This is a genomic window from Bradyrhizobium sp. (assembly GCF_016213215.1).
Lineage (GTDB): Bacteria > Pseudomonadota > Alphaproteobacteria > Rhizobiales > Xanthobacteraceae > Bradyrhizobium.
The window spans coordinates 117859-139551 of the sequence record NZ_JACRAW010000097.1 but is presented as its reverse complement, the minus strand read 5'-3'; the positions used below and the strand labels follow the sequence as shown (position 1 = coordinate 139551).

Genomic DNA, 21693 nt, shown 5'->3' with positions numbered 1-21693 from the left:
GGGTACACGCCCTGGTCGATGATCTCAATCCGCTCAGACCGTCATCATCGTTGCGATGCATCGTTCCTCAACTTGAATCGTTGGATCTTTCCGGTTTGGGTCTTGGGCAGCGCCTCGAGAAAGGTGATCGCGCGCGGATATTTGTAGGGAGCGATCGCGGCCTTGACGTGATCCTGCAGCCGTTTCACCTCAAGCTCATCGCGCGGGGCCGCTTGCTTCAGGACGACGAACGCCGAAACAATCTGCCCGCGTTCCGCATCGGCCGTTCCGACGACAGCGCATTCGGCCACATCGGGATGGGTTAGGAGCGCCGCTTCCACCTCGGGCCCGGCAATGTTGTAACCGGCCGAGACGATCATATCGTCCGCCCGGGCCACGAAAGAGAAGCGACCATCTTCACGGCGCACAAAGGCGTCGCCGGTCAGGTTCCAGCCGTTCCGCACGTAGCTGGTCTGCCGCGCATCCGCAAGATAGCGACATCCGGTCGGACCGCGCACCGCAAGCTTGCCGGCCGTCCCGGCAGGCAACTCATTCATGTCGTCGTCCACGATCTTCGCCTCGTAACCTGAAACCGGATACCCCGTCGATCCCGCGACCGCGTCATCTACCCGGTTGGTCATGAAGATGTGCAGCAACTCCGTGCTGCCGATGCCATCGAGGATCGGCTTGCCAGTCTTTTGGGTCCAGCTTTCGAAAACCGGGGCCGGCAAGGTCTCGCCGGCCGATACCGCAAGACGCAGCGACGACAGGTCGGCGCCCTTCTCCATTGCTGCGATCATCGTCCGATACGCTGTCGGCGCGGTGAAGCAGATCGTCGCCTTGTAGGTTTCGATCATCTTGATCAACTCGGGCGGCGAGGCGTTTTCGATGAGCGTCGCCGTGGCGCCGAACCGCAATGGAAAAATGGCGAGGCCGCCGAGTCCGAACGTGAACGCAAGCGGGGGCGATCCAACGAAAACGTCGTCCGGCTGGACGCCGAGGACCTCCCGGGCATAACCGTCGGCGATGATCAGGAGGTCGCGATGGAAGTGCATCGTCGCCTTCGGCACTCCGGTCGTCCCCGACGTAAATCCCAACAGGGCCACGTCATCACGACCTGTCTTGACCGCCTCAAAACGGACCGGCTTGTTCAGCGCCACGCGATCGAGTTCGGCATCGTGGTTCGATGTACCGTCGAAATTCACGACCTGCTTCAGAAACCGGCTCGTCTTCGCGCAGGCCACGAGATCGTCGGCAATCCGGCTGTCGGTCAGCGCAAGGCCGATCTCGGCCTTGTCGACAATCTGCGTCAATTCGCCGGCGCGAAGCATCGGCATCGTATTGACCACGACCGCGCCCGCTTTTGTTGCGGCAAGCCAGGCGGCCACCAGGGCCGGATTGTTGCCCGACCGTATCAGCACCCGGTTGCCGGGCTTGACCCCGTAATTCTCCACCAGCGCATGCGCCAGCCGGTTCGACCAGTCCGTCAGCTCCTTGTAGGTGCGCTGACGGCCGTTGCCGATCAGGGCAATTCGATCGCCAAGCCCCTTATCGACGATACGGTCGGTCAGTTCGACACCGACATTCAGATGATCCGGATAGTCAAATTCCGGCCTGTCCAGCAGCAGATCCGGCCATTGATTGGACGGGGGCAGATTTCGCCGCGCAAACGTATCGATGTGACCCGACGGGCCAAGTTTGGGAGCAGCAACCATCGCTTCTATCTCTTCTCGGTTTCGACAACATGTGGGCGGCGCATCGAACCCGCCTGCAACAATCACTCCCGATCCGGCAGCACGGCGATTGCCTGGATCTCGACCTTGGCGCGGTCCTCGATCAATCCGGACACTTGCAGCGCCGTCATGGCCGGAAAGCGCCGACCCATGACGGCGCGATACACCGCGCCGATCTCCTTCAATCGCGCCGAATATTCCTTGCGATCGATAAGGAACCAGGTCATCGACACGATGTGCGCCGGCTCAGCCCCTCCCGCGCGCGCAACCGCGACGATGTTTTTCAGTGTCTGCTCGATCTGATCGACGAGATCGTCCGATTCGAACACGCATTGTCCATTCCAGCCGATCTGGCCCGCGATGAAGATCAGCTGGCCCCGCGCAGCTATTCCATTGGCGTAGCCGCTCGGCGTGACCCAACCCGGGGGCTGCAGGATATCACTCATAGGCACGCTCCCATATCCCGACGCTATCGAAGCAGATCGAAACGGCCGCTCTCAAGACGTCAAGTCCATTGATGCATTTCTGGACCTCGGTAGCGACTTGCTGGATGTGCTGCGCAACGACTGCAACGAAATCGCGATGCCGGGGTCGAAAAAGTGGTCGCGAGACGGCTCGCGCGGGCTCACGTCAGTTTCCCTGAAAGACCGGCTTCTGCTTGGCGGCAAACGCCTCGAAGGCGCGGCGAAAATCGCCGGTCACCATACAGATCGCCTGCGCCTGCGCTTCCGACTCGATCATTTCGTCGACGCCCATCGCCCATTCCTGATTGAACATGGTCTTGGTGACGCCGTGGGCGAACCAGGGCCCGTCGGCCAGCGAACGCGCCAGTTCCTGCGCCGCACCCACAAGCTCCGCCGCAGGCACCAGCCGGTTATGAAATCCCCAGGCCAGACCTTCCTCTGCGCTCATCGCGCGACCGGTGTAGAGCAAGTCCGCCGCCCGCCCCTGCCCGATCACACGCGGCAACAGCCCGCATGCGCCCATATCCGCACCGGCAAGACCAACACGCGTGAACAGGAAGGCCGTCTTGGCCTGCGGCGTCGCCACTCTCAGATCGGACGCGAGCGCAAGCATCGCGCCGGCGCCAGCGCAGATGCCATCGATGGCCGCGACGATGATCTGCGGACATCTGCGCATCGCCTTCACCACGTCACCCGTCATGCGCGTGAACGCGATCAGATCGGGCATTGCCATGCGCGTCAGCGGCTCGATTATTTCGAACACGTCGCCACCCGAGCAAAAGTCGCCGTCGGCTCCGGTCAGCACCACCGAGCGGACATCGGAGGCGTAGGCGAGATTGCGAAACAGATCGCGCAATTCCTCGTAGGACTCGAAAGTCAACGCATTCTTCTTTTCCGGCCGGTTGAAAGCGACGGTCGCGACGCGTCCACTGTCATCGGTAGTCCACCGGAAATGTCGCGCCGGATAGTTTCTGAAGGGTCGCAGCTTTGCTTTCATTTCAGAAGACATGTTGTTTCCTCACCCGGTAAACACTTCACCGCCGGCGACGGCGACCGATTGTCCGTTGATTGCCGATGCCCCAGCGGAAGCGAGCCAGAGAACGGTGTCGGCGACCTCCTCCGGCGTCACCAGCCGTTGCATCGGATTGACCTTGGCGAGCATCGCCCGTGCCTCCGCTTCGCTGCGTCCGGTCTTGGCGGCAATATTGGCGGCGGCCTCCCCCACCAGCGGGGTGTCGGTGTAGCCCGGGCAAACCGCGTTCACGGTGACCCCGCTCCTGGCGTATTCCAGAGCCAGCGAACGCGTCAGCCCGACCACGCCGTGCTTCGCCGCCACATAGGCGGAGACATAGGCGTAGCCGGTGAGCCCGGCGCTCGATGCGACGTTGACGACGCGGCCGCGCCCGCGCCGTGCCATGCCCGGCAGGACCGCGCGGGTGACGAAAAAGACGCTGGACAGATTGCTCGCAAGCATGTCCGCCCACATTTCGCTGTCGGTCCGCTCGAAGGGCGCGCTCGATGCCTTCCCGGCATTATTGACGAGGATGTCGATAGGCCCCGCTTCGGCCTCGATCCGCGCCACGCCGTTCGCAACCGCGGTCTCGTCGGTTACGTCCATCGCGACCGTCGCGCCGGCACGCTTGCCGAGCCGAGCCGCCGTGTGGGCGAGCCGATCCATCCTGCGCCCGGCAACGCTGACCCGCACACCTGCTTGCGCCAAGGCCAGCGCGGTCGCCGCGCCAATGCCAGAACCGGCACCGGTCACGAGGGCATGCGCATTGTGCCAAAAACCCACGGTGATCACCTTACGGCGACGGCCGCCGCGGCGGCACGCTCGAGATTGGCCTCATATTGCTGCTTGCTCGCCAGGTACTGTTTTGGCCAAGCGATCGACTTCACGCCGATCCGCGCCGCCTCATGCAGTGTCCAGGCCGGATCGGCCAGGTGCGGCCGCGCGATGGCGCACAGATCGGCCCTTCCCGCGGCAATGATTGAATTGGCATGGTCGGCTTCCGAGATCGCTCCGACCGCGATGGTTGGAATTCCGACCTCGTTGCGGATCTTGTCGGCAAACGGCGTCTGATACAGCCGGCCATAAACCGGACGATCCTCGGCCCAAACCTGGCCCGACGAACAGTCGATCAAGTCCGCCCCGGCTTCCTTGAAGAGACGGGCGAATTGGAGCGCGTCATCGGGCGTGTTGCCGCCCTCCGCCCAATCGTGGCACGACAATCGAACCGACATCGGGCGCTGCTCCGGCCACACGGCGCGTATCGCACGAAACACGTCGAGCGGATAGCGGGCGCGGTTTTCAATGCCGCCGCCATACTCGTCGGCGCGGCGGTTGGTCAGCGGCGACAGGAAGCTCGAGAGCAAATAGCCGTGGGCGCAATGCAATTCGAGGATATCGAAGCCGGCTGTTGCCGCCCGTCGCGCCGCCGCCACGAATTCCTCACGCACCCGCTCCATCTCGGCGCGCGTCATGGGCTTTGGCAACTGGCCGTCCGGCAGGTAGGGCACCGCGGAAGCGGACACCAGAGGCCAGTTTTGATCCGGCAGCGGTTCGTCGATTCCCTCCCAGGCCACGCGGGTCGAGCCCTTCCGTCCGGCATGACCCAACTGGATTCCGATCCTGGTCGGCGAGTTGCCGTGAACAAAATCCACAATGCGCGTAAAGGCCCTTGCCTGTTCGTCGTTCCACAGGCCGCAGCAGCCGGGCGTGATCCGCGCTTCGGGTGAAACACAGGTCATCTCGGTGAAAATCAGTCCCGCGCCGCCCAGCGCGCGGGCGCCGAGATGCACGAGATGAAAATCATTCGGGACGCCGTCCTGCGCGGAATAGACCGCCATCGGCGAGACGACGATCCGGTTCGATAGCGCCAGCCCGCGAATCTGGTACGGCGTGAACATCGGCGGCGGCACGGCCGCATTCGACGCCGGAAGTCCGCATTGCTGCGAAAACCACTTCTCATAGCCTTCCAGCCACGTCTTGTCGCGCAGACGCAGGTTTTCGTGGCTGATGCGCTGCGAGCGCGTCAGGAGCGAATACATGAACTGTTCCGGCTCAAGCCTGTCGGCATAGCGCGCGCCGACCACCTCGAACCATTCCATCGCATTGCGCGCCGCGTTCTGGATCCGCGCTACGTCGATACGCCGCACGTCCTCGTAGGCGGCCAGCACCGCCGGGATCTTGTCCGGCGACGAACCCAGCTGCTTGAACTGGGCGGTCAGCTCGATGGCATCCTCGAGCGCGAGCTTGGTGCCGGAACCGATGGCGAAGTGCGCGGTATGCGCCGCATCGCCCATCAGCACAACGTGGCTTCTCCCGTTGACCACGCTCCACTGGTCACAGATCAGGCGCGGAAACGACAGCCATGCCGACCCGCGCAGATGGCGCGAATTGGCCACCAGCGAGTGACCTTCGAGGATCTCGGCAAACAGCTGCTCACAGAATGCGATCGAGCCGTTCTGATCGAGCTTGTCGAGGCCGTGCGCCAGAAACGCCTCTTCGGTGGTCTCGACGATGAAGGTCGCCGCCCCTTCCTCGAATTTGTAGATGTGCGCCTGAAACCAGCCGTGCTCGGTCTTGCGGAAGTCAAACGTGAAGGCATCGAAGCGCTTGTCGGTGCCGAGCCAGATGTAGCGATTGGGCCGCAGCACGATGTCGGGCCGGAAGTTCTCGGCGTATCGCGTCCTGATCTTCGAATTGACGCCGTCAGCCGCCACGATCAGGTCCGCATCGGCAAATTCCAGATCGGAATCGACCTCGCGCTCGAAGATCAGTTCGACGCCCAGCTCCTCGGCGCGCGCCTGCAGGATGTTGAGCAGGCGCTTGCGGCCGATCCCGACGAAACCATGGCCGGTGGTGCGCATGCGGCGGCCCTTTATCAGGACTTCGATGTCGTCCCAGTGATTGAACGCCTGCTCGATTGCATCGGCCGTGGCGCGGTCCCACTTGCGCATGTTGTCCATCGTGGCATCGGAGAACACCACGCCGAACCCAAACGTGTCGTAGGGCCGGTTGCGCTCGATCACCGAAATCCGGTGCGACGGATCGAGCATCTTCATAAGGATGCCGAAGTACAGCCCTGCAGGTCCGCCTCCGATGCAAACGATCCGCATCGCTGTCTCCTCTAGCTTCGGTCGCACATGGCGCGCGAGCCGAGATGGCTTTCGGCCCCGCGCCGGTTACCGGGCAATTCGTTCGCAGGCCCAGAGGGCGTAAAGCTTCCGGTCTTCATCATATAGGCACAATCGAGCGCCGTGCGAGCGTGAAGCTCGACGCGGCCCATGGGTACGCCACGGTCCCTGAGCGCGGCGATGATCACGAGGGCGGAGCCCAGATTGCCGGCTCCCATGGTCGCGCAGGCGAGGTTCCCCATTAGTGCAGCTCCTTTGAAAAGGCGGCACGCACCGAACCGATACCCGAAATCCGTGCTTCAAAGACCTCACCGCCCTTTACGCCGACCATGGGACCGAGCGCGCCGGACAGGATCGTGTCACCCGCCTGCAGCGGCCGCCCGGCACGCGCCATCGTTCGCGCCAGCCACAAAACGGCGGAGAGCGGATCCCCGAGGCAGGCTGCGCCCGCGCCTACCGAGACGAGCTCGCCGGCGCGTTCCATCGCCATGCCGCAGCAGCGCAAATCGAGTCCATCGAGTTTTTTCGGGCTCGCGCCGAGAACATAAAGACCTGAGGAGGCGTTGTCCGCAATGGTATCGAAAATGCCGATCTTCCAATCGGCGATACGAGAATCGACGATTTCGATCGCCGGTAGTGCGAATTCAACGGCGCGCAAGGCATCGGCCACGGTGATCCGCTCTTCCGTCAGATCGCGGCCGAGTACGAAGGCGATTTCGGCTTCGACCTTGGGCTCGATCAATCGCTCGCGCGGCACCTCCCAACCGTCGAGCACAGCCATGTCGTCGAACAGCATGCCGTAATCGGGCTGACCGACGCCGAGCTGCCTTTGCACCGCGAGCGATGTGAGGCCGATCTTGCGGCCGACGAGCCGGCGGCCGGCCGAGACGGCGCGTACCGTGTTGATTTCCTGAACCGCATAGGCGTCTTCCACTGTGCCGCCAGGCAGAAGCTCGCGCACCGGTGCGCAGGGCTGCCGCAGCTCTTGTGCCTGGATCAGCTTGGCCGCAATTTGCGTGATGGCCTCGTTCATTTGAAAATTCCTTGTCATCGCCAAGCTGACTTGGGCCAACGCGTTGATCCGCATTCCATCGCGCAATTTTTCAAGACGTTCTAATTTCAAGACATTTGCGCTGATCAGTAAAAGGCGTCGAAATGTATGCGCTCTCGCTCGACGCCGTACCCGAGCAGCATGCGAACGACCGCTTCGACCATCAGCGGCGGACCCGCGACAAATATCTCGTGTTCGGCAACCCGCTCGCCGATCGCGGCATCGACCACCTCATGGATCAGCCCGCGTGGGCCGTTCCATTCGGCGCCAGACTCTGCCGAGAGCGCCATAGTAAAGGAGAAACGCCCGCCCGGAGCAGGCAAGCCGAGGCGTGCCGGTTCTACTATGTCGTTCGCGGTGCGGGCGCCGTAGAACAGGTGGATGTTGCCGGCGTCGGGATCAGCCAGCGCGGCGCGGGCGACGGAGACCATCGGCGCGAGACCGGAGCCGCCTGCGATGCAGAGAACGGGGGACAATTGCGGACGATAAGTTGCAAGGCCGAAAGGGCCTTCCATCGCGAGAGAGGCCCCTTCAGCCAGATGGCCCATCACCTCGCTGGTGAAACGCCCGCCCGGCACCCTTTTTAGATAAAATCGCCACAAGCCGCCTTCATCCGGCAGGCCGGCCATCGAATAGGCCCGGCGGATGCCTTGCGGCGGCGCATCGCCCAGCAGCATGAACTGGCCCGGTACGAAGCGGGCCGGCGTGGTAGTCCTCAGATGAAGTTCGACCATGTCATGGGTGAAGGACTTGATCACCTCGACCGAACCGATCAGCGTTTGGACCGGCACCGGCGGCGCATATCGCCCCGCGAGCGCCACCGCAATTGTGATGTCGCCGAGAGGGCGTGTCTGGCAGGCAAGATGCCTGTTGCCCTTCTTGCGGTCGCGCGCCGAGAGGCCTGGCGCCGCGTCCCACAGCGTTTCGACACTGCCGGCAAGCAACTCGTAGCGGCACGCGCCGCAGCCGCCCGAAGCACATTCGTAAGGGAAACCGATGCCCTCCTGCAGCGCCGCCGCGAGGATGGTTCGATCCTCGCCGCACGTCACAAGGGCGGGAGGCGCGCCATGGCCACGCGGAATGATGATTTGCGCAGACGACATGCGGACTAGGCCATGCTCGGGGGCAGGCCGAAGACCTTGTCGAGACGCATGGCGATCCGGATGTCGCCGCGCAGCCGCATGCGGCCGGTCATCAACGCGATCTTGGGATTGAGCTTCTGGTCGAGGATCTTTTCGAAATTGTCGAGCTTGAGCGTGATGGTGATATCGCTGGCGCCATCTTCGTTGGTGACGCGATTCGGAATTGTGCGCCCATCGATCAGGAGAATGCCGGTCTCCGGAAACACGAACTTAATCACTGCATCGAGCCCGCTCTCGGCGCCGACAGACGCGGTGACCCGGTCAGTTATTTGCGCAAGTTCAGCCATGGATCTCCTCCTCAGACGAATGGGCTGCCGCCAAGTTGGCGCCTGTCAAGCGCCGCCCTGCACTGCCGGGCGGGCGGCCCCAACGTAGATGGTGCCGTCGCGAAGAATGACCTCGAAGGTCCGCAGCGGCACCGCACAAGGCTCGGCTTCGGCGCACCCCGTGCGCACGTTGAACGCGCCGCCGTGGAATGGACATTCGATCACCTCGCCATCGAGACTTCCTTCGGAAAGGGAGGCAATGCCATGCGTGCAGGTGTCTTCGGTCGCAAAAACACCGGCGTCGATGTGAAAAAGGGCCAAGGGTGGCGCGCCGCGGCGGTCGATTCGGCGCACCGACCCAAGAGGGAAGTCTTCAATCCGTCCGACAGCGATAAGGCCATTCTCGGGTGTCACGCTTGCTACGCTCCTTTGCCGCTGCATCAGCGAGGACCACCTGCCCTTTGATCGATGAATGACAAGGTGGCCTCCGCAAAGCTCTCCGGATGTTCGATCATCGCCCAATGCCCGCAATGCGGGATGATATACCCCCAGCTATTCTCGATCAGCTGTAAGAAGCGGAAGGCGCTCGCAAGGGGCACCACCTTATCCTGCTTGCCGTTGATAACGAGGGTCGGCACGTCGACCTTTCGGATGAAATCCTCTTCATAGAACAGGCCGCCCTGCTCCTTGATCCATCCCATCGTCGCCGCATAGGCGCGCCGCGCATCGGCCTCTCCGGCAAGAGCGAACCGGTAGGAGACGAGATCCTCGTCGATCTCGAAACGATCATTCGTCAGCGCCCGGATGAGACGGATCATGCCCTCGCGGGTGAAGTCGTAATTTAGAATCGGCAGCAATTCCTTGCTGATCTCTACGTTCAGACCCGCGCTACCCATCAGGACGAGCGCACGGACCAGATCAGGGCGGCGCACGCTCACCCCAAGCGCCGTCGCGCCGCCCATGGAATTGCCGACCAGCGCGGCGGGGCCGTCGAGTTCCAGGGCTTCGATGAAAGCCGTCAGATGATCGATACGGCGATCCTGGCTGTAGGAGCCCTCCGGCTTGGCGGTGCGGCCGAAGCCGATCATGTCGACCGCAATCACGCGGTGATCACCGGCAAGAAGCGGAATGACGCGGCGCCAATTGCCATAGCTATCGGCCCCGGCACCGCCACCGTGGATCAGGATGAGTGGTGACCCGTTGCCGCTTTCGAGATAACGCGTTCGCACTCCCTCCGCGTCAATGAAACGCTCCACGATTCCGGGCGGGAGAGCGGCGAAAGCCGACTCAGCATTTGAAGAAAGAACTTCAGACATGAAAGGCCACTCCTCCCATCCCGGTAAACCAGGACGGCATGGGTCGGTAAAAAATCTCTTCGCCACTCGGGGAGCCGGCGATCTCCGCCGCCATCAGCCAAGCGAGTATTTCGATTCCGCCATTGCCGCCCTCCTCGATAATGCTGGCGTTGCCGAGGGCGGCGAGATCGGCGCCGCGCCCTGCCACAAGGGATGCGATGACCTTGCGGTCGAACGCCTCGCTGATCTCGCCGTGGCGCGGCACGCACAGCCAGTGCGACAATCCACCGGTGCCGAGCACGACCACCCGCTCGCCGCCCGGCAGGGCAAGGATGGCGCGCCTGATGCTGCGCGCGAGCGCAAGACAACGCGCCGCCGAGGGAATGGGATCAGTGTTGATGTTGACGAGCACCGGCACGACCGGTATCGCCCGTGCATCGGCGAAAATCAGAGGGATCATGACGCCGTGATCGGGCCGATATTCTTCCGCCCGTGCGAGATCGAAGCCATCTTCCGCCCCCTGTGCGACGATGGCTCGCGCCAGCGCCGGGTGCCCCTTCAACGGATCACGAGGAATGTCCATGTCGCCGAAGGGTACATAGGATTCGGCGACGCCGACCGTAAACGGCGGCTGCAGCGCCAGATTGATGTTGAACATGTGATCGCTGCTGATAACGACCACCACATCGGCGGCGAGCGACTTGAGGCGGCGCCCGATCTCACGCATCCCCGAAACAACCGCGCCGGCATCAGCCTCGCAGCCCTGCGGCGACATGACAATGTGCGAAACGGCGAAACTTCCAACAAGCCTGGCCATGTCAGTGCTCCTTTGCCAGCGTTGCGAGATAATCGCGCATTGACACATGGCTTGCCATGTCGGGATTGGAAAACAGCAGATAGTGCATTTGCAAGATGGGATGCACGCCGATCGAAGCGAGCGCGGGCGGCGATGCCTCGGTGAGCGCCGCCCTCTCGGTTTCGGTAAGCTCGTATTCGGCGAAAACCTGTTGGCGGTCCGCCTGGAAGCGTTCCATCAGGCCAAGCTGATGGGATAAGTCCTGAATCATCTTGTGAACCTGATAACGCGCCATTGGCGGCCTCGCAAAACAGAGAGGGAGCAGTCGGCTGTCACGCCTTGACGTGAGCGAGAGTCTGCAGGCCGCGGTTATGCTGGCTTGCGAGCTTGCGCCAGGCCACGATGGCCATGTCGGGCTCAAACAGCATTTCCTTCACCCAGCCCCAATCGTCGGCATAGAAATCGACCATGGCTTCGCGCGCCCAGACGTCGTCATCATTGAAACCTTCGAGCGCCATCGGCAGCCACTTGGCGTCGAAGTCGCGATTGAACCCCGCCGTTTCTTCGTCATTGGCGCAACGCTTTCCGATCGTCTGGAAATAGTAGTGCGAGTTCTCCTCGCGCGGCACATACCATTCGAACTGGTTGAGTCCCGGATTGGGCCAGGGATTGACCTTGAGCACGCCAGGCAGCCAGATCGAGATGTCGTTCGCGACGCGCGTCTCGCCGAAATGGCCCTCGCGAACCATCTGGCCTTCCACATAACCTTCAAAGACCGGCACGGAGGCTTCGCCGAGCAAGTCGTAAACGCCACGCCGCCCGCCTTCGGCATCGGTGTCGATGATGCGGTAGCTGTCCTCCGGACGTCCTGCGGGGGCGAATCCGAGCGGCAGCGCAAGATCATTGCCTTCGACCAGAATGGAATCCTTATGGATGTAGATGTGGGTTGGATCGAAGCCGTTCTCGACGCCAAGCCGCCAGTTCGAATTGATGATGCGGTTCTTGCCGCGGATCACCATGTCATCGTCGAGAAAGCCGGGTGGCGTGTCGTGCGCGAGCGGCGGAGGATCGCCATCGCCCAGGAAGACGAACACGCAGCCTTTTGCTTCCTGCACAGGATAGGTCTTCAGCCGCTGCCTCCCGATCAAGGCGCTCGACGGATTGGTAATGATGTCGCAGAGCGAGCCGTCGTCCCAGCGATAGGTCCAGGCGTGATACCAGCAGGTAATTGTGTTCTTGGTCTTGCAGTCGAGCTTGGTCGAAAGCGGCACGCCGCGATGCAGGCAGCGATCCTTGATGCAGTAGAGGACACCGTCGACGCGGTTGATCAATAGAGGCTCGCCGCAGAGCTTCGCCTGCAGCGGCTCGCCTTCGGGAATATCACTGCCAAAAGCCACCGGATACCAGTGGTTGCGGAAGCCCAGTTTGGCGTCGACGTACGGCGCCCACCCCTTCACCCGCTTGAGAACCTCCTCGTTCACCAATCCTGTCGCCATGCCGAACCCTCCCTGGTCGCCGGTTCTTGCTTTCCGAGTCCGGCTGCACTACCGTGTTATTGTTGATCTGGATTGTTCAACAATCGTGCGCTCTGAGTCAACACTTTTTTACGAGTGCTAACCGACAGCGTTCTCGCAAGTCGGGTCCAGCCAGGGTCGAGGAGTTTGGAAGGTGTCTCAATGAGCGGCACGAACTTAAGGGTCAGCAACTCCAGGGCCGCCAACGAGACCGCGGTCCGACGCGAGGTGCGGTCGGCAGGTAACGAAGACGGCCGGCCGATGACCCAGGTCGATCAAGCCGTGCAAGCAATCAATCTTGGCATTCTGGAAGGCCGCTATGCACCGGGCCAGCGCCTGATCGAGACCGAACTCACCCGTGAAATCGGCGTTAGTCGCAACACCTTGCGTGCCGCCCTGCGCCGACTGGCTGCCGACGGCTTGGTGCAAATCGAGGACTTCCGCGGTGCGATGGTGGCACGCCCCTCACGCAAGGAAATGCGCGATCTGTTCGAAGTCCGCGAAGCTCTCGAGGGTTTGGCCGCGCGCCGCTCGGCCACCAACATCATACGACCCGGACTGCGCCAGCGGGCGGAGGCCGTCGGAAGGCCCCTGCTCGTCTCACGCAAACTGACACCGAAGCCTGAAGAGCATCTGTGGGAAAATCGCCAGTTTCACGACCTCATTCTGGAACTGGCCGACAACACGCACCTTGGCCGCGTTCTCGACCAGCTTCTGATGCCGGTGTTCCAGAGGGCGTTCTTCCGTGTGTATGATGCTTCGCTTTACCGGAAATCCGTCAGCGATCACCGGCTCATCCTCAATGCCGTTCTCGCCGGCGACGGCCCCGCCGCCGAAGACGCAATGCGCGCCCACGTACGCTGGACCGCGACCCTTGCAGAGAACATTCCGGACTCTCTGTTTCGCCCGGACTGAGCCCCTGGGCACAAGACTCCAACGATCGGTGGCCGGACGAGTCGGTCCGCGGAGCTTGCGGTGGCGGTCATGCACATTTCATCTCGTCAAAATGCGCGGCGTTCTCTTCTTACGAACGGCTCTCGTTGCGTATGCGCTTGCGCGAAAGTTGAATTCCCCTGACGAAGAGTGAAACTCGGCCGTCCGGACCGCGCTGATGATGCCGATCACTAAAAGGAGGCGCGCCCCAAGGACGTTTGCAGGGTGTTGACCGTCCCGTGTTCGAATTCCTGTTACCGACACGAAGACGGCGGAAGCCATGACCTCAATAGCGGTGCCGGGCTTGCGGATCGAAGTGCCCAACACCCTACGCACACCTGACGGTTGCTGCGCAGCCCGCGCACAGGCGGGCTTCTCGGGTGCTTGGATGAGCTTCGGCTCGCTCGGCGGGCAAGGGTGTCGCAATCAGGCCGTGGGTGAGCTCAGGCTGAAAGCAACGCAAATCTCCGCCGGCGAGCGAGAAAGCCCAGCCCAAGAAAGCCCGCGATCATCATGATCCAAGTCGAAGGCTCAGGCACGGCAGCCGTGAACTGAACCTCGCTCACCATGATCCAAGGTTCAAGGCCCAAACTGGGATCGAGGTCTCCCGTCTGACCGCCAGCCGCTTCAACTCGAAAACCGCTGGCGAATGGACCCGTATCAGGGTCACAGAAGCCAACACATTTCGAGGAGTCGTTGGGATTGGCTGGATCAAAACCCTTCACGTGATTGTTGTAGTAGTCGATCCCATCCTGCTGGAGCGGACCGCGCTTTAGCGTAAGGCTGAACAGAGAGTCCGAAGAGAGCGAGCCGAATCCACTCAACGTGAGCATCTGGGTGAAGGCGTTGAGAGAGGTCACCGTCAGGCTGGCCGACACAGGCTGGCCATTGACGTCAAGCAGGACCTCGTTGGGCGCTGCGACCAGACCGTTTGTCTCACCGGGGGCGGCGGGGTTGAAAGCAGCCACATACAGCGCGATCGAGTTGACGAACTGACCGCCGGCCAAATGGAAAGCGATGGTCGGATCTTGATACTTCCAGCCGACATATTGGGTGGGCTGCCCGGCAAACGCACCGCTCGATATGGCGCCGTTGGCGCCACTGACAAGCGAGTAGACCTGCGTCGCAATCAGGCCGTCCGTCAGTTTTCCCGTGCCGCCGGTCAGGGGGGCGTCCTTGGGCGCGGCATTGTTCGGGATTGTTTGGTTCGAGCCGTTCTTGTTTGCGTAGAAATCCGGCGTGGCCTGGCCATTCTTCGTGTACGAGAAATCGAAATAATCGTAGCCAAACGTGAATTGCGTGGTGCCGTTGCCGTTGTTCATGTCGTAGCTGGCAACATTCACCAATCCCGCGGATGCTCCTGTTGAACCAAGCGCGGCTATCAAAAAGGCGAGCAATAAACCTGAACGAAACGGCATTTTCAGAACTCCAGCTCCCCGGGAAAGATCAAGGAAGCGCCCTGGCAACTGTTTAGCACTTTTAAATTGCGCGTCAATTTGTACCTTTACTACAACACCTTTGCCTCGTCCTTATTATTAATCGGCACCGGCTCTGCGCACTGGCGAGAATTGGCTCAGCGGCGACTTTTTTGCTCCATGCTGCCTTTTCTCAACGGATTAGGGATCGGCGCAACATCGGCCGTCATGCCATCGGGCGCCAGCCCACGGAAAATGACGAAGCCGCGGTCCGTCGCGATGATATCACCCCTTTGCAGAAGGCTGTCGTTCAACGCCATTTCGGAGGCGATCCGATCTTTCTCGGCAGGTGTCGGCGGAGCTCGTTTGATTCGACCGCCCTCCTGGGCGGAGCTCGCCATGGTGGTCAAAACGGCCAGGCCGACAACACTGATCATGCGCATTGCAGCGACCCGGGATGGCACGCTCTGGCCGAGGTTACCCATCTCAGGCCAAAAGAAAAGCCGCCTTGCGGCGGCCTTCGGTCAAGCGTGGCTGATCTGGTCAGGCAATGCGGAGCGCCGAGCGTGAGCTGCGACGGTAAGCCAAAAAGCCGACACCGAGGAAACCAACGATCATCATCGCCCAGGTAGCCGGCTCAGGAATAGCCGTAACCACTGCACCTTCACCGCTCACAATGCCGGTGTTTCCGGACCCGCTCGGCGTTCCCGGATAGGTATACGTAAAAAGATAGCTATAGGACGGCGTGTAAGTCCCCGGCGGCAGGCTGAACCCAGAGTACACGAAATCAAAAGTCACGGGGGAGCCGCTGGACACGGTCACCGAGTACGGCAAGAGCTGTGTGTTTCCGTTGCCGTCATTAAACGTGACGGCTCCATTGAACTTTTCGTTCGCGAAGCCAGGCAGCGGATCGTAGCTGAAAGTCAACTTGAGATCGAAAGTTGGGCTTCCACCTCCGGGCACAATCAGCGGAAGGGCAGTGAAGGAATCGACCACCACGGAAGCCTGCGCCTGACCTACCGTCACTCCAATGAGGGCCATGATTGCAATCAAGCACGTCCTGAACATATTCACCTTCCAGCCTCCAAGGCCAACAACCTAATCGTCTATTTAAATGATTCATTAGCAATGACGTCATTGCAGCGCAACGACGCCGCACCGGCAATCACGACTATATTTTTCTCAAACTGATCGATTCGCAGGCAATTTACAGGGCTTTTTTGCGAGACTATCTCAATAGCGAAGCAATTGCGTAACTTCATACCTCAACCACTAGTTGGGAAAAGCGTCCGGCCGAATCAATTATCCAAAATGAATGCCGCTGGAATTTAGTCCCAGCGTTTAATGACGAAAGTCTCGCCTCTCTATGGCGGTGTTGACAGCCTCTGGCGGAGCAACATCCGTCGGCCTGATCTCCGTCCGACGGATAGAACAGCGCCAAGGTTCGGCAGGCAAAGGGACCACGGAACAAAGAAGCCGCCTTTCGGCGGCTTCGCTGGGATTGAGGAGGTTATGGCTGATCAGACGATCCGCAACGCGGCGCCCGCGCTGCGACGATAAGCCAGGAAGCCGAGCCCGAGGAAGCCCATCACCATCATCGCCCAGGTGGCGGGTTCGGGAACGGCAGACACATTCACGGTGTCCAAGAGGATGCCGCCATTGCAGCAGTTGTCGAGCTGCGCAAAAATGAGTGTCGACGTTGGTCCGGCTGCTGCCGTGAATAAGCTGTAGTACTGCGTCCAATGCAGATCACTGGTGGTCGAGCCATCATGTGAAATGGTGGTCGATAATGATCCGACCTGCACCGACGCCGAGGTTGGATGCGGAGAGCCACCGGGGTTGTTGCTGTACCAGAAGCTCAAACTGTATTGCTGGCCGGCAGTCGTTGCGAATGTTTGCTGGATCGTACCAGGCACGAAACCGGTGAGGTCAAGATAGTAAGGCGAGCTGGCGGGTGATGCCGGCCAGCCCCCCGACTGTTGCACCAGGTCCACGTTACCGGAAGTTATTTGCCACGCATTGTCGAATGCAACACCGCCATAGTTGCTAGGCCCCACTACGGGCCCAAAGTTGGTGTAGAATGGAAGGACTGGATTGCTCGGGCTATCGAACCCACCATCGAGGAGCAGATTTGCGCTTGCGGTACCCGAGCCAAACGCAAGAAGTAGCAATCCCGAGGCAATAGTCTTTAACACTCTAATCCTGCTATGCATTCTATCGCTCCCAATAAAAGCGGCGCCTTTATCAAAACATTTAATTCTTAACCAATTGGTAATAACCTACTCAGGGCTGAAGAGCGTGTCAATCAGGACGACGCACTGAGTGGTGTTTAGTTACCCGAGGTTTTGGCGCTCCTCAGAGCCATTGAGATCGCGTCCGCCGGCGCTCAGTCGCGTCGCCGACGTGCCAGAAGTGTCACTGGTGCCATGGAGGGAAAGCACGTTTGAGTGCTTCGCTGGAATCATGCCAGCGGTCCATCTGGCCGGGCACGCCGCGGGGCCATCAAAGCGCAGTCCGCCTGGGTAACCCTCGAAACAGAAAAAGCCGCCTCGCGGCGGCTTCTGCAATTCGCTTTTGGCGCCTCAGGCCATCCGCAACGCTGGGCGCCGCTGCCGGTGGGCCAGATAGCCCAATCCGAAAAAGCCGAGGATCATCATCACCCAAGTGGACGCCTCAGGTACCGCCGTAACGGCTACGTTGTCGAGCGCCGCCCCCCAGCAGCAGTTCTGGCCGACGTTGCTGGCGAAGTCGATCAGAGTAGACGTTCCGGTCGCCGTGAAGATCAAAGAGTAAGTCTGCCAGTTCATGTTCGCCTTCGAATTCGGCGGCGCATCGAACGTGTACGTGAACAAGGTGCTTGGGCCGCCCGCACTGACATACACGCCTCGCGTGTCAGGGTGCGAATCCAGATGATCCGGATTGGCGGAAAGGTCGAAGGTGAGAAGGTATTGCTGGCCGACAACGGTCGTAATTGCCTGTTGGATGTCGCCGATGCTTCCACCGTTCAGATCAACGCTGTGGGTGCCATCGCTGGCCTGCCAGTAACCGTTGATCCAGTCGACGCTGCCGCCCACCGTCCAGCCGGTGATCACAGCTCCACTTCCCGGAATGGTTTTGTAGCCACCAGGGCCGGCGTCGTTTAACCCGCTTTCGAAGCTTCCATTCTGAATCAAGGTAAGGGCCGAAGCGCTGCCCGCCCAAAGGACCGCCAATAAGGCCGGCGCAATCAATAATGAACGCTTCATTAAAACCTCCCCAGAAGAATTTGCGAAAAATAAGCAAAAGCGACTATGGTGTCAATGCCCCAGGAAAATGCTGACTCGCCGCCAATCATCAGGATTGGATTTAATTCGCAGTGCCGCCACAATTAAATTCGATCCAATGATTGCGCGGGCAGGTCTTTCGCCTTCGTTCATTGATCACTGCTCGGGCGCCCACGCGGTGAATCGAAAGAATCAAGTCGGCCGGATCTTCGCCATCCCAAAACAGATGGTAGCGGCAAACCTGTTCTCGTCCTCTATCTCGCGAACGGACGCTTCGGTGTCGCGCTTGTCGCTCGGGGTGCTCGGAACCTGCCAATCGGCGTCTTCGATTTCGGTCGATGCGTTCAAGGCTGCCAACAGCGCGCTGGTGAAGGTATCTGGCATTCTCAATTCCTAGTCTTCGCGAGCACAAATCCGGACGAGCGCCAGTGCTTAGCATCCTTAAAACTCAGCAGTAAGTCAGCCCGACTTCATCCACTGAAATGTCTCGCGATCAAAAATATTTTGCACCCAGCGGTACGGCTGGCGCACCTCGTTCATGCCTGACCTGACCGAGCGGAACGGCGTGTGAGATGTACATTTTCGGTGGTGAGTTGTTTCCTACTACGACACCGCCGATGTGGAGCAATTTTGATAATTGCAGCAGCCGCTATGAATCGGCAGCCGTTACGTCCCGAGCACCCACTCGAGGCCCGCGACAAGCGCCCAGAGCCACCCCGCCATGGCGATTGCGACAGCCGCTAGATAGAGCGGCCGCGCCATTCTTTTCCGAATGGTGCTCATTGACCCGCGCGCCACGCTTCCGCTTCAGAGAGGCGCTGTCTCAAGCGCAAGACTTCCCTGTAGCGTTGGGCAATATTCGCCGGTTTTCCCGTGTTCGGAGCTTTCTGTGCTCTTTTTGATTTTCGAGCTGGTTGACGACGGGTGACCGTCCCGCGGAGATCGGCCTTCATGGAATTCCCCTGCCCTGCTATGCTTGATCGATTTCCGAGCAAGCAGCGTGCCAATTCAAATCATTACACGCGTTGCACCCACCGATTGGTCAGTCTTTCCTCTAGCCGGGTTCGATAACGCTCGCGTGACCTTGCCCTGAGCATCGCTACTCATCCCCTATTTCATCTTGGACCGGTCGGTTCGCACCCACTGCCCAGCGGTCCGGCCTGCGATCAAACGGCTATAGACCTCCAGTTTATTGAGCATCGATCTGGCCACCTTCGGTCCTTTCGATAGCGGCAAGATTTCGCGTCCGAATTTCCACCAGGCCAGGACGATTACAGCACTCAACAAGACGAGATTTGCCGTGGCGAGAAGCAGGGGCAGCATACCCATTCCACCTAGTGCGGCGAGAATGGTCAAACCGAATATTCCTGCAGTCAAAACTCCCAGCAACGATAATGGAGGGATAAGCAGATCCAGCGCTAGCACGAAGAGATCCAAGTCTCGCCGCTTGATCGCCAGAGTCGCCAAACGTGGGACTGATCTGAGCATCGTGGCAAGATGCCCTTGGATCCAGCGCAGTCGTTGGGTTTCGCTTGCCTTCACTGTCGTCGGAAAATGGCTGGTTACCTTTACGAAGGGAAAAAAGTGCGCCGGCTTGCCCGCAGCGGCCAACTCCACACCAAGCTTTAGATCCTCCGCGACGTGCCCGGTTGCAAGGGGAACTGCGCTGATCAGTTCCCATGGAAAGATCATGCCTGTTCCCATCAGCTGGACAGAGCGATTCAAGATCCTGAGCCCAAGGGGCCGGGCAAAATTCTTTATTGTCCAGGCAAACTCTGAAAGCTTCTGATTGACCTCCGAATTTTCAGCGCTCGTCATCAAATCCAAAGCCTGCACCGGACGGCGAATCGAGGAACAGACCATCCTCAACTTTTCCACCAAATCCGACTGCACCCTGCAATCGGCGTCGATGAACAGGACGAAATCCGGTGCATTTTTCGCCAGGTGCGAAATTGCCCTGGCCATCGCATAGCCCTTGCCGATCTTCTCAGGGTCGTTGCGGACAACAACTTCCGCTCCAGCCGCGGCTGCGACAACAGCCGTGTCGTCCGTGCAATTATCCGCAATTACGAGAAGGGTGTCGCGATCGCCCAATTGCGGAAAGAGATCGTGCAGCGTCGGGATTATGCCATTGCTCTCGTTGTGAGCAGGTACGACCACCGCCACACACCCGATCGCTTTGGGCGCAGAGAGTTCCACCGGCTTTTCTTTAACCGGCCTTAGAGCTGCAACCACCTCAACGAGCAACATGAGGACTGGAATGCTAAATAATCCAACTATGAAAACCAGCAACGGCATTTCCCCGCCAACTGTTTCGGGCTAGCGCCGAACCGAATTCGTTCCGGTTAACCCTGCCCGACGTTGAGCAATTCATCATACAGAAGCCACGTCGATATTTCTGGCAACGCCCTGCAGACCCGTGTTTATTTCAAACGCACACATATCACAAGGCAGTGGACTCATTTCCCAGCGAGCGACAGATCCCAGGTACTGCAAATGCGAATTGCATATCTAATTAACCATTACCCTGCCGTGAGCCACAGCTTCATCCGGCGTGAGATCCTCGCGCTCGAAAGACAAGGGCTTGAGGTCCTGCGCATTTCTTTGAGGGGGTGGAGAGAAGCGCAGCTGACCAAAGAGGATCAGCTTGAACAGTCGCGCACACGATATGTATTGCGCGATGGAGCGATGTCCCTGGCAGTCGCCTTCTTTCGCGTTCTGCTCAGAAATCCAAGGCGTTTACTTTCCGCCGCCGCACTCACCTGGAAGACTGGTCGGCATGCCGAGCGTCCATTGCCCGTCCACTTTGTATATTTGATGGAGGCCTGTCGCATCGCCTTGTGGCTTGAGGACGAGGGCGTCGATCATCTGCACGCGCATTTTGGCACGAACTCGGCACAAGTAGCGATGTTGGTTCGTGAACTCGGCGGCCCCCCCTGGAGCTTTACCGTTCATGGTCCGGAGGAGTTCGACAAAGCCCGATCAATTGGGTTGCCGGAGAAATTGAGACGCGCCGATGGTGTTGTAGCGATCAGCTCTTTCGGCAGAAGTCAGCTCTATCGCTATGCCGGCCGCGAGCATTGGAAGAAGATCAAGGTTGTCCATTGCGGAATTGAGCGCGCCTTCTATGAAAGCTCCTCGGGCAGCCGTTCCGTCAGCCGAAGGCTGGTCTGTGTCGGTCGCTTGTGTGAGCAGAAGGGGCAGTTGCTGTTAGTGGATGCTGCGCGGCGCCTGGTCGACCGCGGAACCCGTTTCGAACTTGTACTGGCCGGCGACGGCGAAATGCGGCGAGGGCTGGAGCTCTTGATCTCTCAGTTCAAGCTCGGAGATACGGTTCGAATCACAGGATGGATCAGCACCGATCAGGTTCGACAGGAGATTCTCGCGTCTCGCGCGCTGGTACTACCGAGCTTTGCCGAAGGCCTTCCCGTCGTCCTCATGGAGGCCATGGCACTCCGAACTCCAGTTATCAGCACATACGTCGCGGGAATTCCCGAGTTAGTGGAGCCTGGACAGCACGGCTGGCTTGTTCCTGCAGGTGACATCGACGCATTGGCAAATGCGATGCAGGGTTGCCTTGATGCTCCTGACGAATTGATAGCAGAGATGGGAGCAAGGGCACGCACGCGAGCGGTCGAGCGCCACGACATCGATCAGGAAGCCTCCCGCCTCATCGAGCTATTTCGAACCTGCTAACGTCGA

Annotated in this window: 23 protein-coding genes; 3 read left to right on the top strand and 20 right to left on the bottom strand. The window is 60.2% G+C overall.

From position 1 onward, the window contains the following. Positions 1 to 44: 44 nt before the first annotated feature. The 14 genes from HY852_RS16745 to HY852_RS16680 form a co-directional block, all read right to left on the bottom strand. Positions 45 to 1694 carry a benzoate-CoA ligase family protein gene (locus tag HY852_RS16745; RefSeq protein ID WP_291605891.1) on the bottom strand — a complete coding sequence of 550 codons (1650 nt, stop codon included), beginning with the start codon at positions 1692 to 1694 and terminating at the stop codon, positions 45 to 47. A 62-nt stretch (positions 1695 to 1756) separates the two neighbouring features. Then, positions 1757 to 2158 (bottom strand): RidA family protein, encoded by a 402-nt coding sequence (locus HY852_RS16740; RefSeq protein ID WP_291605890.1) that lies wholly within the window; start codon positions 2156 to 2158, stop codon positions 1757 to 1759. Positions 2159 to 2342: 184 nt separating this feature from the next. After that, on the bottom strand, positions 2343 to 3185 hold the full coding sequence (locus HY852_RS16735; protein ID WP_291605889.1) for an enoyl-CoA hydratase family protein: 843 nt from the start codon (positions 3183 to 3185) through the stop codon (positions 2343 to 2345). Positions 3186 to 3194: 9 nt separating this feature from the next. Continuing rightward, positions 3195 to 3971: an SDR family NAD(P)-dependent oxidoreductase gene (locus HY852_RS16730; protein WP_291605888.1), complete on the bottom strand. Its 777-nt coding sequence runs from the start codon at positions 3969 to 3971 to the stop codon at positions 3195 to 3197. 5 nt (positions 3972 to 3976) lie between these two features. Beyond that, positions 3977 to 6298 (bottom strand): bifunctional salicylyl-CoA 5-hydroxylase/oxidoreductase, encoded by a 2322-nt coding sequence (locus HY852_RS16725; RefSeq protein WP_291605887.1) that lies wholly within the window; start codon positions 6296 to 6298, stop codon positions 3977 to 3979. Between the two features lie 11 nt (positions 6299 to 6309). Beyond that, a complete protein-coding gene (locus HY852_RS16720) occupies positions 6310 to 6558 on the bottom strand; it encodes a hypothetical protein (protein ID WP_291605886.1) in 249 nt (82 codons plus the stop codon). Then, on the bottom strand, positions 6558 to 7349 hold the full coding sequence (locus HY852_RS16715) for a fumarylacetoacetate hydrolase family protein (protein ID WP_291605885.1): 792 nt from the start codon (positions 7347 to 7349) through the stop codon (positions 6558 to 6560). Before HY852_RS16715 ends, HY852_RS16720 begins: the two co-directional genes overlap by 1 nt. A 104-nt stretch (positions 7350 to 7453) precedes the next feature. Next, positions 7454 to 8470, bottom strand: coding sequence for a 2Fe-2S iron-sulfur cluster binding domain-containing protein (locus tag HY852_RS16710; protein WP_291605884.1), 1017 nt, complete (start codon positions 8468 to 8470; stop codon positions 7454 to 7456). A gap of 5 nt (positions 8471 to 8475) precedes the next feature. Next, positions 8476 to 8796, bottom strand: a complete 321-nt coding sequence (locus HY852_RS16705) for an SCP2 sterol-binding domain-containing protein (protein ID WP_291605883.1) — start codon at positions 8794 to 8796, stop codon at positions 8476 to 8478. 45 nt (positions 8797 to 8841) lie between these two features. After that, positions 8842 to 9216, bottom strand: coding sequence for a non-heme iron oxygenase ferredoxin subunit (locus HY852_RS16700; protein WP_291605882.1), 375 nt, complete (start codon positions 9214 to 9216; stop codon positions 8842 to 8844). Beyond that, the gene (locus tag HY852_RS16695) at positions 9216 to 10157 is read right to left on the bottom strand and encodes an alpha/beta hydrolase (protein ID WP_291605881.1); all 942 of its coding nucleotides are present in this window, start codon (positions 10155 to 10157) and stop codon (positions 9216 to 9218) included. Before HY852_RS16695 ends, HY852_RS16700 begins: the two co-directional genes overlap by 1 nt. Continuing rightward, on the bottom strand, positions 10084 to 10887 hold the full coding sequence (locus HY852_RS16690) for a hypothetical protein (protein ID WP_291605880.1): 804 nt from the start codon (positions 10885 to 10887) through the stop codon (positions 10084 to 10086). The genes HY852_RS16695 and HY852_RS16690 overlap by 74 nt, the downstream gene beginning before the upstream one ends. A 1-nt stretch (position 10888) precedes the next feature. Next, positions 10889 to 11161, bottom strand: coding sequence for a hypothetical protein (locus HY852_RS16685; RefSeq protein ID WP_291605879.1), 273 nt, complete (start codon positions 11159 to 11161; stop codon positions 10889 to 10891). A gap of 37 nt (positions 11162 to 11198) precedes the next feature. Continuing rightward, complete coding sequence (locus HY852_RS16680) at positions 11199 to 12362, bottom strand: Rieske 2Fe-2S domain-containing protein (protein ID WP_291605878.1); 1164 nt, start codon at positions 12360 to 12362, stop codon at positions 11199 to 11201. Between the two features lie 279 nt (positions 12363 to 12641). On the opposite strand from HY852_RS16680, the gene HY852_RS16675 reads away from it, so the two are divergent. Then, positions 12642 to 13295, top strand: coding sequence for a GntR family transcriptional regulator (locus HY852_RS16675; protein ID WP_291605877.1), 654 nt, complete (start codon positions 12642 to 12644; stop codon positions 13293 to 13295). Positions 13296 to 13756: 461 nt separating this feature from the next. Here the strand turns inward: HY852_RS16675 and HY852_RS16670 are convergent, their stop codons facing one another. From HY852_RS16670 to HY852_RS16650, 5 genes are all read right to left on the bottom strand, one after another. Further along, complete coding sequence (locus HY852_RS16670; protein WP_291605876.1) at positions 13757 to 14731, bottom strand: PEP-CTERM sorting domain-containing protein; 975 nt, start codon at positions 14729 to 14731, stop codon at positions 13757 to 13759. A gap of 155 nt (positions 14732 to 14886) precedes the next feature. Continuing rightward, positions 14887 to 15165 carry a hypothetical protein gene (locus HY852_RS16665; protein WP_291605875.1) on the bottom strand — a complete coding sequence of 93 codons (279 nt, stop codon included), beginning with the start codon at positions 15163 to 15165 and terminating at the stop codon, positions 14887 to 14889. Positions 15166 to 15271: 106 nt separating this feature from the next. After that, on the bottom strand, positions 15272 to 15796 hold the full coding sequence (locus tag HY852_RS16660; protein ID WP_291605906.1) for a PEPxxWA-CTERM sorting domain-containing protein: 525 nt from the start codon (positions 15794 to 15796) through the stop codon (positions 15272 to 15274). A 452-nt stretch (positions 15797 to 16248) separates the two neighbouring features. After that, positions 16249 to 16923, bottom strand: a complete 675-nt coding sequence (locus tag HY852_RS16655) for a DUF642 domain-containing protein (RefSeq protein WP_291605874.1) — start codon at positions 16921 to 16923, stop codon at positions 16249 to 16251. Positions 16924 to 17310: 387 nt separating this feature from the next. Then, on the bottom strand, positions 17311 to 17973 hold the full coding sequence (locus tag HY852_RS16650; protein WP_291605873.1) for a choice-of-anchor C family protein: 663 nt from the start codon (positions 17971 to 17973) through the stop codon (positions 17311 to 17313). A 67-nt stretch (positions 17974 to 18040) separates the two neighbouring features. Between HY852_RS16650 and HY852_RS16645 the strand changes: the two genes are divergently transcribed. Further along, positions 18041 to 18388 (top strand): hypothetical protein, encoded by a 348-nt coding sequence (locus HY852_RS16645; protein ID WP_291605872.1) that lies wholly within the window; start codon positions 18041 to 18043, stop codon positions 18386 to 18388. A gap of 713 nt (positions 18389 to 19101) precedes the next feature. Here the strand turns inward: HY852_RS16645 and HY852_RS16640 are convergent. Continuing rightward, positions 19102 to 20283, bottom strand: coding sequence for a glycosyltransferase family 2 protein (locus HY852_RS16640; protein ID WP_291605871.1), 1182 nt, complete (start codon positions 20281 to 20283; stop codon positions 19102 to 19104). Positions 20284 to 20487: 204 nt separating this feature from the next. Here HY852_RS16640 and HY852_RS16635 point away from each other — a divergent pair, with 204 nt between their 5' ends. Continuing rightward, positions 20488 to 21687 (top strand): glycosyltransferase family 4 protein, encoded by a 1200-nt coding sequence (locus HY852_RS16635; RefSeq protein ID WP_291605870.1) that lies wholly within the window; start codon positions 20488 to 20490, stop codon positions 21685 to 21687. Positions 21688 to 21693: the final 6 nt, after the last annotated feature.

What these genes read in the sequence shown, in the direction of transcription:
- HY852_RS16635 (WP_291605870.1), top strand. Translation starts at nt 20,488, where the DNA reads ATGCGAATTGCATATCTAATTAACCATTACCCTGCCGTGAGCCACAGC.
- HY852_RS16680 (WP_291605878.1), bottom strand. Translation starts at nt 12,362, where the DNA reads ATGGCGACAGGATTGGTGAACGAGGAGGTTCTCAAGCGGGTGAAGGGG.
- HY852_RS16645 (WP_291605872.1), top strand. Translation starts at nt 18,041, where the DNA reads ATGCTGACTCGCCGCCAATCATCAGGATTGGATTTAATTCGCAGTGCC.
- HY852_RS16665 (WP_291605875.1), bottom strand. Translation starts at nt 15,165, where the DNA reads ATGATCAGTGTTGTCGGCCTGGCCGTTTTGACCACCATGGCGAGCTCC.
- HY852_RS16660 (WP_291605906.1), bottom strand. Translation starts at nt 15,796, where the DNA reads ATGTTCAGGACGTGCTTGATTGCAATCATGGCCCTCATTGGAGTGACG.
- HY852_RS16720 (WP_291605886.1), bottom strand. Translation starts at nt 6,558, where the DNA reads ATGGGGAACCTCGCCTGCGCGACCATGGGAGCCGGCAATCTGGGCTCC.
- HY852_RS16740 (WP_291605890.1), bottom strand. Translation starts at nt 2,158, where the DNA reads ATGAGTGATATCCTGCAGCCCCCGGGTTGGGTCACGCCGAGCGGCTAC.
- HY852_RS16745 (WP_291605891.1), bottom strand. Translation starts at nt 1,694, where the DNA reads ATGGTTGCTGCTCCCAAACTTGGCCCGTCGGGTCACATCGATACGTTT.
- HY852_RS16700 (WP_291605882.1), bottom strand. Translation starts at nt 9,216, where the DNA reads ATGCAGCGGCAAAGGAGCGTAGCAAGCGTGACACCCGAGAATGGCCTT.
- HY852_RS16675 (WP_291605877.1), top strand. Translation starts at nt 12,642, where the DNA reads ATGACCCAGGTCGATCAAGCCGTGCAAGCAATCAATCTTGGCATTCTG.
- HY852_RS16690 (WP_291605880.1), bottom strand. Translation starts at nt 10,887, where the DNA reads ATGGCCAGGCTTGTTGGAAGTTTCGCCGTTTCGCACATTGTCATGTCG.
- HY852_RS16705 (WP_291605883.1), bottom strand. Translation starts at nt 8,796, where the DNA reads ATGGCTGAACTTGCGCAAATAACTGACCGGGTCACCGCGTCTGTCGGC.
- HY852_RS16670 (WP_291605876.1), bottom strand. Translation starts at nt 14,731, where the DNA reads ATGCCGTTTCGTTCAGGTTTATTGCTCGCCTTTTTGATAGCCGCGCTT.
- HY852_RS16725 (WP_291605887.1), bottom strand. Translation starts at nt 6,298, where the DNA reads ATGCGGATCGTTTGCATCGGAGGCGGACCTGCAGGGCTGTACTTCGGC.
- HY852_RS16710 (WP_291605884.1), bottom strand. Translation starts at nt 8,470, where the DNA reads ATGTCGTCTGCGCAAATCATCATTCCGCGTGGCCATGGCGCGCCTCCC.
- HY852_RS16735 (WP_291605889.1), bottom strand. Translation starts at nt 3,185, where the DNA reads ATGTCTTCTGAAATGAAAGCAAAGCTGCGACCCTTCAGAAACTATCCG.
- HY852_RS16715 (WP_291605885.1), bottom strand. Translation starts at nt 7,349, where the DNA reads ATGAACGAGGCCATCACGCAAATTGCGGCCAAGCTGATCCAGGCACAA.
- HY852_RS16650 (WP_291605873.1), bottom strand. Translation starts at nt 17,973, where the DNA reads ATGAAGCGTTCATTATTGATTGCGCCGGCCTTATTGGCGGTCCTTTGG.
- HY852_RS16685 (WP_291605879.1), bottom strand. Translation starts at nt 11,161, where the DNA reads ATGGCGCGTTATCAGGTTCACAAGATGATTCAGGACTTATCCCATCAG.